The organism is Microcystis sp. CS-574 (assembly GCF_028329095.1).
Lineage (GTDB): Bacteria > Cyanobacteriota > Cyanobacteriia > Cyanobacteriales > Microcystaceae > Microcystis > Microcystis ichthyoblabe_A.
Map to the genome: position 1 here is coordinate 17613 of NZ_JAQMSY010000084.1, position 14917 is coordinate 32529.

The window sequence follows — 14917 nt, forward strand, 5'->3', positions numbered from 1 at the left end:
CCAGCCTTTTCCATGGACGATTTTGCCAAAGCTCTTGATCAATACGATTATCAATTTGAAAAAGGGCAGATCGTGCGCGGGAGAGTCGATCAACACACCTCCGATGGAGCATACATCGATATTGGCGGCAAATCCTCCGCTTTTATTCCTTTAAGGGAAATTTCCCTGGAAAATGTTATTTCTATTGCTGAAGCTTTACCCATAGGTGCAGAATTCGATTTTCTGATTACCCGTGGACAGGATGCGGAAGGACAAGTTACCCTGTCTCTGCGGCAATTATTACTACAAAAAGCTTGGGAAAATGTCAGGGAAATCTCTGAAAGTGGCAAGTCGGTGCAGCTGCGCGTCACGGGGGTGAATAAGGGAGGAGTGACGGGAGAAGTGGAAGGATTAAAAGGATTTATCCCTCGCTCCCATTTAATCGAAAAAAATGATTTAGATTCCCTGATCGGACAACTTTTAACCGCAACTTTTATTCAAATCGATCAAGAAAATAATAAATTAGTTTTATCTCAGCGAGAAATTGCTCGCGCTAACGCTATCAGTCAATTAGCTGTGGGTAAGTTATTAAGTGGCACTGTGGTTAAATTACAACCCTATGGTGTCTTTGTCGATTGCGGTGGAGTGACGGGATTACTCCATGCTAAACAGGTGACGGGAGCCTCTTTTAATTCTCCCATGACTTTCTTTAAAGTTGGTCAAGCAATTCAAGTGGTAGTCGCGGAAATTGACGAATATAAAAATCGCATTTCCCTATCTACAAAAATTCTCGAAGCGCATCCCGGGGAAATTCTCGAAAACTTTGCAGAAGTCATGGAAACAGCAGCAGAAAGATTAAAACAAGCTCAGGGAAAAAACCCAGAAAGTTAGCGTAGGGTGGGTTAGGCGACAATAACTTAGATATTTTACCACCTATTTAGTATTCGCCGTAACCCACCATCAGTTATCAGGTGAATTTGTCTCCTGTCTCCTGTCTCCTGTCTCCTTTTTACTTGACAAAGATGTTTCAAGATCGGATAGCAATTTTAGGGACTATGCACGGAAAAGAGCGGGTAATAGCGCAGATTTTAGCGCAAGAAATAGGTCTTAAGGTGATTGTACCCGATAATTTTAATACCGATCGCTTTGGCACTTTTACCCGGGATATTAAGCGCATCGGGACACAAATTGAAACCGCTCGCAGGAAAGCACAAGAAGCGATCGAGCTTTCGGGATACGAGATAGGAATTGCCAGTGAAGGTAGTTTTTATCCCTATCCCAACTTGCCGCTAGTTTCCTGTAATCGTGAATTGATTTTATTACTCGATCGAGTCCATAATCTAGAAATAATTGGTCAAGCAATAGTCACGGAAACTAATCACGCTCACCAAACTGTAACTAATCTAGCAGCTGCTTTAGAATTTGCCGAAAAAATCGGGTTTCCTAGTCATGGTTTAGTGGTGATGTTTGATAAAAATTCTCTCGACTCCGAGCAGATTTTTAAGGGAATTACTGACGAGAAAAATTTAGTTAAAATTGTTGAAGATATTCTTGACAAAAACGGCAAAGTACACCTAGAAACCGATATGCGCGCTATGCACAATCCCACGCGGATGAAAGCAATTGCAGCTGCGACAGCAAATCTGGTGCAGAAACTTAATCAATTATGTCCTAATTGTGGTTGTCCGGGGTTTGATATTATCGAAAGAACATCGGGTTTACCCTGTGGTTTATGTCACTTTCCCACCTCTTTAATTAAACTGGAACTATACGGTTGTCAAAGGTGTGATTATCGAGAGGAAAAACTCTTTCCCAACGGTGAAAAAACCGCCGATCCGATGTATTGTCAATATTGTAATCCCTAAAGATAGCTTTTCTATGGAAAGAATTTTAGAACCAGAAGTAATGGATGATCGGGAAGAAGCGATCGAATATGATGCCATGGACTTCACGGAAGTTAATACTAATTTTGCTAAAGAAGTCGTACAATTGGCCGGTATTAATGCTAGGGTCTTAGATGTAGGAACTGGTACTGCACGCATTCCGATTATGATCAGTCAACTACGTCCCCAATGGCAAATTATCGCTATTGATCTGGCCGATTCTATGTTAGAAATTGGTCAAAAAAATATCCTTAATGCTAACTGTCAAGAACAGATCAAATTGGAGAAAGTTGATGGAAAAAATCTTCCCTACCAATCCGAGCAATTTGATTTAGTTATTTCTAATAGTTTAATCCATCATCTCGAAAATCCTCTGCCTTTTTTACGGGAAATTAAGAGAGTTTTAAAACCCAATGGTGGCATTTTTTTAAGAGATTTATTCCGTCCCGATTCCGAGGAAATAATCCAGGGGATGGTGAGGGAAATCGATCCTAATTTTTCTCCCCGACAAGCGCAACTATTTAAAGATTCTCTCCATGCCGCTTTTACCCTAGCAGAAATCGCCGATTTAATCCAGCAGTCGGGATTAAAAAATATTAAAATTTATCAGTCTTCTAATCGTCATTGGACAGCCATAAAAACAAGTAAAAACTAATCACTAAATCAGGGGAAAATTGAGTCATGAAAGTTGGATTTTTGGGAACAGGATTAATGGGAACGCCAATGGTAGAAAGATTATTAAATCAGAAAATTTCTGTTATTGCCTATAATCGCACCTTAGAAAAATTAGCACCTTTACAGCAGTTGGGAGCCAAAACAGTTAACTCTCCTGAACAAGTCATTCAAGAGGCAGATTGTCTGATTTTAATGTTAACTAATGCCGCCGCTATCCAAGAGGTTTTAGGATTAAATTACGAGCAATCTAACTTCAATAATCGGACTATTATCCAGATGGGAACCATTGCCCCTTCTGAAAGTAAACAACTGCGAGATCAAATTGTGGCTAAAGGGGGAGAATATCTAGAAGCACCCGTGTTAGGAAGTATTCCCGAAGCTAAAAATGGCACTCTCTTAGTTATGGTGGGAGCAACGGAGAAACAGTTCCATCAATGGTCAAATTTATTAGCACATTTTGGTCAAAAACCGATGTTAATCGGGGAAGTGGGAACCGCTGCGGCATTAAAATTAGCTTTAAATCAATTAATTGCCACTCTAACCAGTGCTTTTGCTTTGAGTTTAGCTTTTTTATCCCAGCAAGGAGTAGATCTAGAAAAATTCATGACTATCCTGCGTCAAAGTGCCTTATATGCGCCTACTTTTGACAAAAAATTAACCAGAATGTTAGAGAAAAATTATGCTAACCCTAACTTTCCCACTAAACATTTACTGAAAGATGTCAATCTCTTTTTAGAGGAATCGGAGAAGTTAGATTTAACCACTTTTCCCCTAACAGGAGTAGAGCGTCTTCTGGAAAAAGCCTTAGCAATGGGATTAGCAGAGGAAGATTATTCAGCTTTATATGAGGCGCTGAAAAAAGAATTATAAACCGCTTACCCACATCAAAAAGACTCTCTTTGGTTTGTGTAGGAAGAAAAACCGATAAAAGGCTTTAAATTTTCCTTAAGCTTTGTTGAGGTGGCCGGAAGAGGGGGTTAGAGTGGGAAGTGATGGAATTTTGGGCATATTTTCCTATGACGTTGACTGAATTTGGATTATTAGCGGGTTTACTTGTCCCCGGTATCCTGCTCTCGATTTTGGTGATGGTGAGTTTTGCCAAAGGGGGTTAAAAACTGATAGAGACACCGATGAAAGTGTCTCTATCTTTTTGGGGTGAGGATTAATCTATTTTTGGTTTTTTGCCCAATTTAATTGATTCTGTAGCTAACAAAATTGATTCTAAATGATGGCGCTTCTCCACTTGACCGAGGAAATAACCTGTCATCATCGCTGAAGCGAGAAGATTCGCCAAATTCTCGCGGTCGGTGGTAATTTGTACCGCAAAATCCTCTGAGGGCAACATTCCCACCAATCCCCTGACGTTTTGCGAGATAATATCTTTAATTTCGCTACTGACGGATTGGGCTATTCTCTCAAGGGTTTCAGGATGCTGCTGCTGGAGATACTGCATCAGACAGTTATCATTTTGTTCTTCGGTTTCCCAGGGAAAAAAATCAGGATTAAAAGTCATCAGAACTTCCACGCTGTAGTGGTTATTGGATCTAGGTTAACAAATCGCTCTTCTTGATTGCCCGAAGTCCCCCCTATCTTCTTCAAGTTTAGCTCAGTGATCAGAAATATTTACCCTTAATATACCCTCTCCCTCCTTATTCCTGATCGGTAGCTTCTAGAATACCCTGTTCCCTAAGATTGTCAACCTCGAAATATTGATGAAATTTATCGGTTACTTCTAACCAATAGGATCTACCTTCATTTTGCTTGCGTTTTCTCACAAATCCTCGTTCTACCAAGTCCTGAACCTGTTGATAGGCCGTACTGCCCCGCAAATTAATTAAATCCGCTTGCAAAATCGGTTCTTTTATTGCGATCGCTGCTAAAGTGCGGAGGGTTCCCGTGCCTAATTCGGCCGGGATCAGGTCTTCGATCAAATTCTGATAAGCTGACCGCAATTGTAAACTATAACCGAGGGGGGTTTCTACCACTTCCAAGGCACTATCCCGGTGAGCATAATCGGACATTAACTCGATCATGGCATCTTCCACCGTCAAGCGATCGCTGTTGGTTAATGTCACCATCTCGGTTAAGGGGACAGGCTGCCCTTTTAGGTAAAGTATCGCTTCTAGACGGGTAGCTAGTCTGATCTCTTGGTGGGCTTCCGCGCTCAATCTCGACTACCTAAGTTTAGACACTAAGCTAATATTCTACTAGAAAACGAACGAGAAAATTATGGAAACTTTTTGGAGTCAGGTTTTAGACTTTTGTTATCAGGCTACCGAGCAGGTGGGCGATCGCCTAGTAGCTGATTTTGGCAAATTACAGGCCACCAATAAAGCAGATGGGACTTTAGTGACGGCTGCCGACCGTTGGTCCGATGGCGAATTGCGATCATTAATTGCCCGCACTTTCCAGGATCATGGAGTCTTAACCGAGGAAACTACCCATATTTTCCCGGATCAAGAATGGTCTTGGGTAGTGGATCCAATCGACGGCACGACTAATTTTACTCGCGGTATTCCCATCTGGGGCATTTCCCTAGGACTTCTCTACCGGGGGACTCCCGTGTTCGGATTTGTTTATCTCCCCTGCCTGAAACAGTCCTATTATGGTTATTGGTACGGTGAGACGGGTTTAACCGGTCCAGAGGGGGCCTACTGCAACGGTCAACCGATTCACACCAGCGACGATTTTCCCAGCAAAAATCATCTGTTTAATCTCTGCGCTCGTAGTACAGGTGTATTAAAAAAACCCTTTCCCTGCAAAGTGCGGATGATAGGAGTGGCTAGTTATAATCTGCTTTTGGTTGCCGATGGCACTGTCTTGGGAGGAGTGGAAGCAACCCCAAAAGTCTGGGATATTGCTGCGGTTTGGGCAATTCTACAGGCCGCCGGCGGGGTATTTATCTCTTTAGGAGAAAAGATTTTTCCCTTACAGGTGGGGGAAAATTATAGTGATCGATCCTATCCCTGTTTAGCCGTGGCTCGATCGAATTTAGCGCCAGTTTTCTTGCCTTTAGTCGGTTTTCTCAAGGATGTTGCTTGAATGGAGAATTGCTCAGGTTAGAATAGCTGCATTTATTGGTTTTATCTCTATTTAGGGCTTGCTGAATAAATCTAAAAACCTTGTTGGATAATATCTTTAAGCTTGTTTGAAATCAAAAACTGCCAGCCCTTGGAGTGATCAGGGGGGAAATTTAGGCACTTTTTGCCTGAAAATTAGGTAATTGACCCCCTGAAAATCGGTAAAACCCTACATTCCACACCCTACACCCCACACCCTGCCCCCACGAATTTATTTCATGAGTTTTGATACTTCCTCTCTCAGCGAACGCAACGATAAAGCCGAAGTCTATCAGCCGGTAATTATTCGCCTCGAAAATGTGTCTAAAATCTACGGCAGTGGCGAAACCATAGTTAAAGCCCTCAATAACATCAATTTAAGCCTAAAAAAAGGGGAATATTGCGCTATTATGGGGGCTTCAGGTTCGGGAAAATCCACAGCCATGAATATTATCGGCTGTCTTGATCGTCCCACCTCGGGGTCTTATTATCTAGAAAATCTGGACGTTTCCACGCTGCCGGATGGGGATTTAGCTCAGATTCGCAATCGTAAAATCGGCTTTGTTTTCCAGCAATTCCATCTTTTACCCCAGATGAGTGCGCTGGAAAATGTCATGTTACCGATGATTTATGGTGGGGTTTCTCCTCAAGAAAGAAAGGAAAGAGCGATCGCTGCTTTAACGAAGGTAAAATTAGATAATCGACTGCACAATAAACCCAATCAATTATCGGGAGGACAACAGCAGCGCGTCGCTATTGCTAGGGCAATTGTCAATCAACCCATATTATTACTTGCTGATGAACCGACGGGGGCGCTAGACTCGAAAACTACCCAAGAGGTGATGGCTATTTTCTCAGAATTGAATAACAGTGGTATTACTATCGTGATGGTAACTCACGAGGCTGATGTGGCGCGTCACTCTCAGCGCATTATTTGGTTTAAGGATGGTGAAGTGGTTTATCCTAATCTCGCACCGACGGATTTACACGAGGTGATTGGGTAGGGTAGGGATTTTTCAGTTATCAGTGAAAAGAAAACGGCAACTTCCTAATTAGATATCTGTTAGGGATTGGGAAGAAAACCAAAAAGTTTGGCTGCCCCTCCTAAAATGGCAACAACCAAAGCGATTAGAATCCCTCGATTGGTAAATTCCTGATTAGCGACTCTTGCAGTTAATCCTTTAATTTCTGTGGTTAGTCGCTCATCTAGGGCTTTAATCTCCCCTTTTAACTCCGATTGTCCTATCTCTAGCTTGTTAACATCCCTTTGTAGAGAGTCTATTTTCCCCTCAATCCTTGTTAGAACAGCTTCTAGGGAATAAGTCACGGTTTCGTTAGACATGAGCTAAACTCCTATATTTTGCCATGTTGCGGTCTCGCGTAGCGAGCGCGTTGCGACCGCCTAATCTTCTTTGGGCGCGATTGCTCCAGTGGGGACTAATTCTAATAATTCTACAGGCTGTACTCAGTAGCGATCGCATTAAAATAATCACACAATCAATTAAAAGTATAATAATACTAAATCCATTGAGTACAGGCTAGTTATGAGGAGAGGCACTCATGCAATAGGCAATAGGCAAAAGGGAGAATAAATAATCATTCTTTAATAACCGGATTTAATATTAGTAAAAATTATCAATTGAATGTTAAGAAGTGCGGAAATTGGGATTTAATACTGCTCACTTAAAACTCAAATCTGATAACTGGTAACTGGTAACTGGTAACTGATAACTGATAAATCCTTAGATTTCGGGGGCTTTTAGGGAATAAAGGGAGAAACTGGGGGTTTTTGCCTTTGCCTGTTGCACTAAACTGGGGACAGAATTACGCGCTAGGGCGGTTAATTTATTGGTAGTAGCATCGTAAATCGTCGTGGCCACTTTGGGATAGAGTCCAATGCCGATAATTGGCACTAATAGAGAAGCGATGATAAAGACTTCCCGGGGTTCCGCATCCACTAGGGCATGGTGTTCTTCTAATTCCTTATTTTCCGGCCCGTAGAGAATTTCTCGCAACATGGACAAGAGATAAATCGGAGTGAGAATGACACCGATAGCCGCTAAAAAGACGATGATGACGCGGAAAGTGGGACTATAGGCATCACTGGTGGCAAAACCGATAAATACCATTAATTCCGCCACAAAACCGCTCATCCCGGGCAAAGCGAGGGAAGCGAGGGAACAGGTGGTCCACATGGCAAAAACTTTCTTCATTTTCTTGCCGACACCGCCCATCTCGTCTAACATCAGGGTATGGGTGCGATCGTAGGTACAACCGACCATAAAGAATAAACTCGCCCCAATCAGTCCGTGGGAAATCATCTGTAACATCGCCCCACTTGTGCCAATATCGGTAAAGGAAGCCATGCCAATCAGCACAAATCCCATGTGAGAGATGGAAGAATAGGCAATTTTGCGCTTAAGATTGCGTTGGGCAAAGGAGGTTAAGGCGGCGTAGATAATATTAACTACCCCTAAAATCACCAAAACGGGGGCGAAAACGGCGTGAGCATCGGGTAACATCCCCATATTCATCCGTAAGAGCGCATAACCACCCATTTTAAGCAAAATTCCCGCTAGTAACATATGGGCAGGGGCAGTGGCTTCGCCGTGGGCATCCGGTAGCCAAGTATGAAGAGGGAAGATGGGCAGTTTTACCCCGTAGGCAATCAGAAAACCAGCGTAGAGGAATAATTGCAGTTTCAGGGGGAAATCCTTGCCGGCAATAGTCACCATGTCAAAGGAGACGGTATCGCCATAAAAAGCCATCGTCAGCGCCGCTACAAGGATGAAGAGAGAGCCTCCGGCGGTGTAAAGGATAAATTTGGTGGCCGCGTAGAGACGGCGTTTACCGCCCCAAATAGAGAGGATCAGATAGACGGGGACTAATTCTAATTCCCAGACGAGGAAGAACAGTAACAGATCCTGTACGGCAAACACCGCAATCTGTCCCCCGTACATCAACAGCATCAGGAAGTAGAATAGTTTCGGTTTAAAAGTCACCGGCCAAGCCGCTAAGATAGCTAGAGTGGTAATAAATCCCGTTAAGATAATCAGAGGCATGGAGAGGCCATCGGCTCCTAATGACCATCTTAGGTCAATTTCGGGCAACCATTGGTAACTTTCCACTAATTGCAGATTGGGATTAGCGAAATCGTAACTGCTATAGAAAGCGTAGATAATTAGGGCAAAGTCGATTAATCCCACCGTCAGAGCAAACCATCTCACGGTTTTACCGTCTTTATCGGGAATTATGGGAACCAATAAAGCGGCGACGATAGGAAAAAGGATGATGACAGTTAACCAAGGAAAGTTCGTTAGATTCATCGGCTGTTTTAATATTTATTTAATCGTCAGAATCGAGAAATTAAGCTAGGGCTTTTTGGCGGTTTTACCTAGCAAAACCGCCTTTTTTTCGCTTGTTCTCGCGGTTACATTTGACTGTACCTAAATCAATCTAGCAATTATTTTCCTGTCCTTGTCTGTTAATATTGTTAAGTTTCAAGAGACTTCTGGCCTAATTAGGGTTTGCTAAAAAAGTTTTTCGGTGGGGGCAGGGTGTGGGGTGTGGGGTGTAGGGTTTTATACCATTAACCCATCCTACAAATAATTGTGCCTCCCTACTTAATCGGGCAAATCAAAGAGAACCCCCGTCATATAACGCTCTGCCCATTCCCAACCGAAGGCTTTTTCTAGTACACGCCGAGTTTTATCGTTTTTTTGCTGTTGACTACAATAATCCCGTTGTCCCTGTAAATAAATGCGTGCTTCTTCCCCAGAAAGAGGCTGACTTTCCCTAGCACATTTGCAGTGAATTGTCAAGAAATCTGTAACTCTTTGTAAAAATTGTCGTTCCTCGGCGGCGGTTTCGGGACGAATAAACAGACAATATTGGGAGAAAATATGACCCCAAGGGGGCAAATCACGAGCCTGGGCGAAATTAGCCGCAGGTAAAGCCGCTAAAGCTTGATTATAGGCACTAGAGAGGGTTTTATCGCCACTGGTGGGAGAAAGATCCACAATAGCGGCACTGATTCCCGCTTTGCCGGAGACTATATCACATCCAAACATCGGCAGCGGATATTCTGGACGGGGGAACATGACACAGTGAAGTATATCCAAACCATTGCCCAGTTTAGCCAGTTCTAGGTGCATTTTGCGGAACTGGGGAGTTTGATAGCAGCGATTCTCGATAATCAATTTTTCCCCTTCTAAACGTCCCTCCACATAGCCTAAACCTTCGGGTAACTCAAAGGGCGACAAATCAAGATAATTTTCCCAGTGGGACAGAATTGCTGTGGCTAATTGTCCAATCAGGGGATGAAGTAACGGTAAAATTTCAGGGTTGGTAACGGCTATCATAGGTCAGTTATCAGTAATCAGTAATCAGTTATCGTCTCCCTATCTCCCTATTTTCCTATCTCCTGACATCTAAAATCCACTTTACCCCATGGAGCGATCGAGATTAGAACTGGGAAACATAAAATTAACTTCTTTGTCCTTCTCCCAATTTACCCTATGGTTAGCAGTGCCGCTCGTCCAAGACCTTCCTTAAAAACCCTCTGGCAAAAGATAGAATCTTCTCCGTTGCCAGAAACCGAGGAATCGATTATTTTAAGAATTCTGGTGCAAGCGTTAGTAATCGTCGGTATTATCGCCACCGATGTGGCTACCGATAGTTATACCAGTATTTGGGCGGTTCCTCTCAGTATTATCGGCGGAATCTGGAGTTGGCGACGCAGGAAAAAGCGCAATATCGGGGCAAAATTTTGTATAGCGATCGGAATGTTGGTAGTGTTGGCGCTATTCTTGGGGGATATCGTTGCGATGCAGGATAGTCGTATTGCTCTAACACAATTACTAATTCAACTGCAAATTCTCCATAGTTTTGACCTGCCCCGACGCAAAGACTTAGGGTATTCTATGGTAATCGGTTTAATTCTCTTGGGAGTCGCCGGGACAATCTCCCAAACCCTCGCTTTTGCGCCTTGGTTAATCCTATTTCTGTTTTTATCCCTACCTACCCTAGTTTTAGACTATCGTTCTCGTTTAGGTTTAGATAATCTCAATCAGAGTCTCCCTTTCTTCTCAAAGAAATCCCCGCGTCTAGCCACAAAAAAATTAGTTTCCCCGCAAAATTCTTCCCTTTCTCCCAAACGTTTCGGGATTTTCTTTCTGACAATTCTCCTCTTGGGATTGACAATTTTTGCTCTGATGCCGCGTTTTCCGGGTTATCAAATTCAATCTTTTCCCGTCAATAGTCCAGGAGGTATGGAAAATCAGGGTTTTGAACAGGGAGACCGACAAATCGTTAACCCCGGCTATGTGCGCGAGGGTGAAACGGGGAATGGTGGCGTAAATGGCGGTAATAGTCCCACTACAGGGTCAGGACAGTTAGATTCTACCTTTTATTACGGTTTTAACCGCCAAATCAACCAAAATTTGCGGGGAAGTATGACTCCCCAGACAGTCATGCGGGTACGTTCTCAAGCCCCCGGATTCTGGCGGGCCATGGCCTTTGATCGCTATACTGGTCAAGGGTGGCAAATCTCGCGAGATCAAGAAGTAGAGGATTTAAATCGCAGTAGTTGGTCCTATCGCTTTTTTGTGCCGCTACCCGCAACCCAAGCCAAAACCCATCAGGTAGTCCAAACCTACAGCATTGTCTCCAGTTTACCGAATATTATCCCTGCTCTTACTTCGCCCCAGTTTCTCTTTTTTCCCACTCGACAGGTATCTCTGGACCGAGAAAATAGCTTAAGGTCGCCGGGAAGATTAGCAGAATGGCTAACTTATACTGTAATCTCACAAGTGCCGGAACGCAATCGCAGCCAATTGCGATCGGCCCCAGAAACCTACCCTAAGTCTATTCTCAAGCATTATTTACAAATTCCTGCCGAAATTGCCCCGAAAGTCCGCCGAAAAACCGAGGAATTGCTGGCCAAATCTCCCAAACCTTTAACCTCTCCCTACGAGAAGGCCCTATATTTAGCCCAAGTATTAAAGCAAAACTATGAATTAAAAACCGATTTGCCCTTTTTAGCCGAAAATGAGGATTTAGTCTCGGCCTTTTTGTTTCGTTTTCAGGGGGGTTACGCCGATCATTTTTCCACCGTGTTAACGATTATGTTACGCTCGATCGGTATTCCTGCCCGATTAGCCACCGGTTTTGCCCCTGGCCAGTTTAATCCTTTCACTGGCTTTTATGTTGTCCAAAATACGGACGCTTACGCCATCACAGAGGTGTTTTTTCCGGGTTACGGTTGGTACACTTTCGATCCTATCCCAGGCCACGAATTAATTCCCCCATCCTTTGAGGAAGTGGAACCTTTTAGCGTCCTCAAGCAATTTTGGCAATGGGTAACCGGATGGTTGCCTTCCCCAGTCACGGGTTTTCTCGGTCTGATTTGGGAAAATGTTATCGTTACTATCGGTCAGTTATTGGCCTGGTTATGGCGCTTTATTTCTGGCAGTCTTTTCGGGGGAATTCTCGGCGGTTTATTGGGGGTCGTCTTCGCTTACGCTGGTTGGTTAGGATGGCGACAGTTCCATCGTTGGCGTAGGAGTCGCAAGTTAGCAAAACTACCACCAATCGAGCGTTTATACCAGCAAATGTTAGGAATCTTAACAGAAGCCGGTTATGGTAAACATCCCGCTCAAACTCCTTTAGAATACGCCGCCGCCGCCCGCCGCGTCCAACCGTCCCCGGTGGCGAATATTATCGAGGAGATTGCTCGCGCCTACGTTGATTGGCGTTATGGCGGGAAATCGGCTAATATCGAGAGTTTACGCCAACGTTTTCGAGAGTTGCTCAAGCTAGTGAAAAAGTGAGCTTGAGCCTATAGTTAGGGTTTGCGGCAAAAAGTTTTTCAGCAAATCCTAAATAATTAGTCTTTAATAACTGGATTTAGTATTACTTGGCGATCCTTTGATAAATGGCGATCGCATTGCGCTAATCCGATGGCTTCGACTAAAATAAATATGCTAGGATTGCGGTAAAGAAACCGAGAAAACGGGTTTCTTAAAGAAACCCGTTTTCTGGAAGAAACCTTGAATATGAAATTAATATGAAAAGACAACTTTGGCAGATTGTGACTTGGACGATTTGTGGAGCAATTGGATTATCCGCGGTCGATGCTTCCACTGGAAATCAATTAGGGTCAATGGTGACACAAAATGAGAATATCAAAACTGAAGTAAATTTTTATCCTAAGTCATTGATAATTTCCTCGGGCGATGGTCAGGGCGAGAACTATGTTTCACCACCTTCACCATTATTAATTTTTTACGGTGGTTTTCGTGATGAAAATACACAAATTGTTAAAAATCTAAAAGAAAAAATAGAAAAAATATACACAGAATCGCCCAAAATGAAGTATCTAGCGGTTGAATACTATCCTTGGGATAAATATACTCAATCAATCAATTATATTCAGAATCATTTGAAAAACCATCCAAACTCACCTATTGTTTTAGTTGGGCATAGCTACGGTGGTGATACTGCTTATGTAGTTGCACGTTCTTTAGGGGCAAAAGTGCAATTATTAGTTACACTTGATCCTGTTGGTAAATCAGGTATTGATAATAAAAAAGATTGTTCATCTGACTATCCTTCTAGTTCTAATCGACGTACTCAATCTCAGATTGAGTGTGAGCAGGCAAAAAAACAGCGTTCAAAACCTTCAAATGTAGTAAATTGGGTTAATATATGGGTCACTGGTGCCGGTACAGGAAGTGATGTCATTGCTCAAATAGGAGAACCATGGAACAAGCAAAAGAATGCGGATCAAGATATTCCTCTAGCTAATGTACCTCATAGTGAAGCGCTAAAAATGTACATTGAAGTTAATGATCGAGTGTTCCGTGCCCTTGAAACAATTTCGTCAGATTCGTCAGAGCCAAAACTAGGCTGTCAAGCTACTGTTGATAAGGTACTTCAAGAAATTCGTTCTAAGGGAGTTAGACGAGCTTATATTTTCCGTCTTTCTCGAGGAACTGCTAATGAAGGTAGAACGGGTAATCCGACAAACAGGACAGATGAATTATCGATTGCTTTAAGTCCATTTAATGAGACCTATACTAATAGAGACCCAAAAAGTGATAATATTATTAATAATATAATGAGTTCCGGAGTTTTAATGAAAAGTTGGGCGGATAGAATCGTTGTTAATTGTAGTAATACAGCGATAGTTAGTTTCGGTCTTGATAAATCAGATTTGGTTGTTTATTACTATATTCAATCTGATGGTAAAACAAAAGAAATGGAGTGTGTTAGCTATATGCAAACACCACCATTACGCTGGGGTGAAGAATTTGGACCATATTGTTAGTTAGCGTGTGCGTTGGGTCAATGTAAGAAACCTAACACAACCAACGGTTAGTTTTTTAACATCAACTCAACTACTCAATTACTAACAAAAAAATTCATTTTAATGAGGTTCCCGAACAATCGATTTTAGAACTTCCAAGGCTGTTTTGGGAGAATTGGCAATGCCAACACAAATAAAATCAGATTGACTTTCAGATTCCTTCTCAAATACACACCAGGAAGGTTTCCATTCAAACTGATTCCATTTCAAAAAGAAAGCTTTTCTCCCATCAGGAAGTTCTGATCTTTGAGAGGTTTTAACCTCCCTGCGAAGTTCTGGTCCATCTATTCTGCCACCACAAGCCCTAATATAAATAAGGGAACCTGAATTGTAGAGTTTCTCAGGTAATCCATCTTTAAGAGCAGCATAATTAGACAATGGAGGAAAACTGTTACCAACGACTCCATAAGCATCCATAGTTGGGTATCGCTTGAAGGGAATTAAGGGAAGTCTAGTTAAATTAATACCCTCTTTAGCAATAATATAGGATATGCAAGAATTACCGAATTGTGTAATAACAACTTTCCCTTGATCAAAAGCAGCAGGTAACTTGCTAGGCAACATACCATTAAATAACGAAAGATTATTTTGTTGATTAATATCTTTAAATTTTGGGTAGGTCATGATCTGCTGTGCAACAGCAACGGTACTACTAGCAAGAACAATAATTGAAGCTAAATCAATTTTTAAGGTTTTCATGATCGATTTTCCGTTAAACATATTGTATCATTCATTATACATCAATGTAACGACAGGAGAAATTGCCGCTCATGCTCAGGAACTATTTAAGGCGGTAGAAATGGGAAGCGCTAAACAGAGAAACATGGATATCAAATTTAAGAAAAGGATTTTCCTGACAAAAAATAACTTTTTTCGGCGGCTTAACCTAACGGAAGTCCACGATTTAACGATGTCTTAACGCTACCCATAATGTGTCCACATCCGCAGGATTT

15 protein-coding genes are annotated in these 14917 nt (G+C 42.4%); 9 read left to right on the forward strand and 6 right to left on the reverse strand.

Features of this window, described 5'->3' with window-relative positions; all coding sequences use genetic code 11:
* Window positions 1-12: 12 nt before the first annotated feature.
* The 4 genes from PN470_RS06010 (at window position 13) to PN470_RS06025 (ending at window position 3407) form a co-directional block, all read left to right on the forward strand.
* On the forward strand, window positions 13-870 hold the full coding sequence (locus PN470_RS06010) for a S1 RNA-binding domain-containing protein (RefSeq protein WP_272104090.1): 858 nt from the start codon (window positions 13-15) through the stop codon (window positions 868-870).
* A 131-nt stretch (window positions 871-1001) separates the two neighbouring features.
* Complete coding sequence (locus PN470_RS06015; protein WP_272104035.1) at window positions 1002-1844, forward strand: DUF6671 family protein; 843 nt, start codon at window positions 1002-1004, stop codon at window positions 1842-1844.
* A gap of 13 nt (window positions 1845-1857) precedes the next feature.
* Window positions 1858-2517, forward strand: coding sequence for a class I SAM-dependent methyltransferase (locus tag PN470_RS06020; protein ID WP_271939026.1), 660 nt, complete (start codon window positions 1858-1860; stop codon window positions 2515-2517).
* A 26-nt stretch (window positions 2518-2543) separates the two neighbouring features.
* Complete coding sequence (locus PN470_RS06025; protein WP_271939023.1) at window positions 2544-3407, forward strand: NAD(P)-dependent oxidoreductase; 864 nt, start codon at window positions 2544-2546, stop codon at window positions 3405-3407.
* 292 nt (window positions 3408-3699) lie between these two features.
* Here PN470_RS06025 and PN470_RS06030 read toward each other — a convergent pair whose 3' ends face one another.
* Together PN470_RS06030 and scpB are read right to left on the reverse strand one after the other, a co-directional pair.
* The gene (locus PN470_RS06030) at window positions 3700-4050 is read right to left on the reverse strand and encodes a DUF760 domain-containing protein (RefSeq protein ID WP_002735620.1); all 351 of its coding nucleotides are present in this window, start codon (window positions 4048-4050) and stop codon (window positions 3700-3702) included.
* Between the two features lie 136 nt (window positions 4051-4186).
* On the reverse strand, window positions 4187-4705 hold the full coding sequence (scpB, locus tag PN470_RS06035) for an SMC-Scp complex subunit ScpB (RefSeq protein WP_016516372.1): 519 nt from the start codon (window positions 4703-4705) through the stop codon (window positions 4187-4189).
* A gap of 61 nt (window positions 4706-4766) precedes the next feature.
* On the opposite strand from scpB, the gene PN470_RS06040 reads away from it, so the two are divergent.
* Window positions 4767-5579 carry an inositol monophosphatase family protein gene (locus PN470_RS06040; RefSeq protein ID WP_123230532.1) on the forward strand — a complete coding sequence of 271 codons (813 nt, stop codon included), beginning with the start codon at window positions 4767-4769 and terminating at the stop codon, window positions 5577-5579.
* Between the two features lie 256 nt (window positions 5580-5835).
* Window positions 5836-6600, forward strand: a complete 765-nt coding sequence (locus PN470_RS06045; RefSeq protein WP_016516373.1) for an ABC transporter ATP-binding protein — start codon at window positions 5836-5838, stop codon at window positions 6598-6600.
* 59 nt (window positions 6601-6659) lie between these two features.
* Here the strand turns inward: PN470_RS06045 and PN470_RS06050 are convergent, their stop codons facing one another.
* The 3 genes from PN470_RS06050 to PN470_RS06060 all read right to left on the reverse strand — a co-directional run bounded on the left by PN470_RS06050 (window position 6660) and on the right by PN470_RS06060 (window position 9957).
* On the reverse strand, window positions 6660-6938 hold the full coding sequence (locus PN470_RS06050) for a hypothetical protein (RefSeq protein ID WP_002735949.1): 279 nt from the start codon (window positions 6936-6938) through the stop codon (window positions 6660-6662).
* 400 nt (window positions 6939-7338) lie between these two features.
* Window positions 7339-8922 (reverse strand): photosynthetic/respiratory NAD(P)H-quinone oxidoreductase subunit D1, encoded by a 1584-nt coding sequence (gene ndhD1 / locus PN470_RS06055; protein WP_103112747.1) that lies wholly within the window; start codon window positions 8920-8922, stop codon window positions 7339-7341.
* Between the two features lie 297 nt (window positions 8923-9219).
* A complete protein-coding gene (locus tag PN470_RS06060; RefSeq protein ID WP_272104040.1) occupies window positions 9220-9957 on the reverse strand; it encodes a phycocyanobilin:ferredoxin oxidoreductase in 738 nt (245 codons plus the stop codon).
* Window positions 9958-10113: 156 nt separating this feature from the next.
* On the opposite strand from PN470_RS06060, the gene PN470_RS06065 reads away from it, so the two are divergent.
* Together PN470_RS06065 and PN470_RS06070 are read left to right on the forward strand one after the other, a co-directional pair.
* Window positions 10114-12426, forward strand: coding sequence for a transglutaminase TgpA family protein (locus PN470_RS06065; RefSeq protein WP_272104044.1), 2313 nt, complete (start codon window positions 10114-10116; stop codon window positions 12424-12426).
* Window positions 12427-12662: 236 nt separating this feature from the next.
* A complete protein-coding gene (locus PN470_RS06070) occupies window positions 12663-13925 on the forward strand; it encodes a hypothetical protein (RefSeq protein ID WP_272104046.1) in 1263 nt (420 codons plus the stop codon).
* A 99-nt stretch (window positions 13926-14024) separates the two neighbouring features.
* Here PN470_RS06070 and PN470_RS06075 read toward each other — a convergent pair whose 3' ends face one another.
* Window positions 14025-14663, reverse strand: a complete 639-nt coding sequence (locus tag PN470_RS06075) for a hypothetical protein (protein WP_272104048.1) — start codon at window positions 14661-14663, stop codon at window positions 14025-14027.
* 22 nt (window positions 14664-14685) lie between these two features.
* Here PN470_RS06075 and PN470_RS06080 point away from each other — a divergent pair, with 22 nt between their 5' ends.
* Window positions 14686-14883: a hypothetical protein gene (locus PN470_RS06080; RefSeq protein ID WP_272104050.1), complete on the forward strand. Its 198-nt coding sequence runs from the start codon at window positions 14686-14688 to the stop codon at window positions 14881-14883.
* Window positions 14884-14917: the final 34 nt, after the last annotated feature.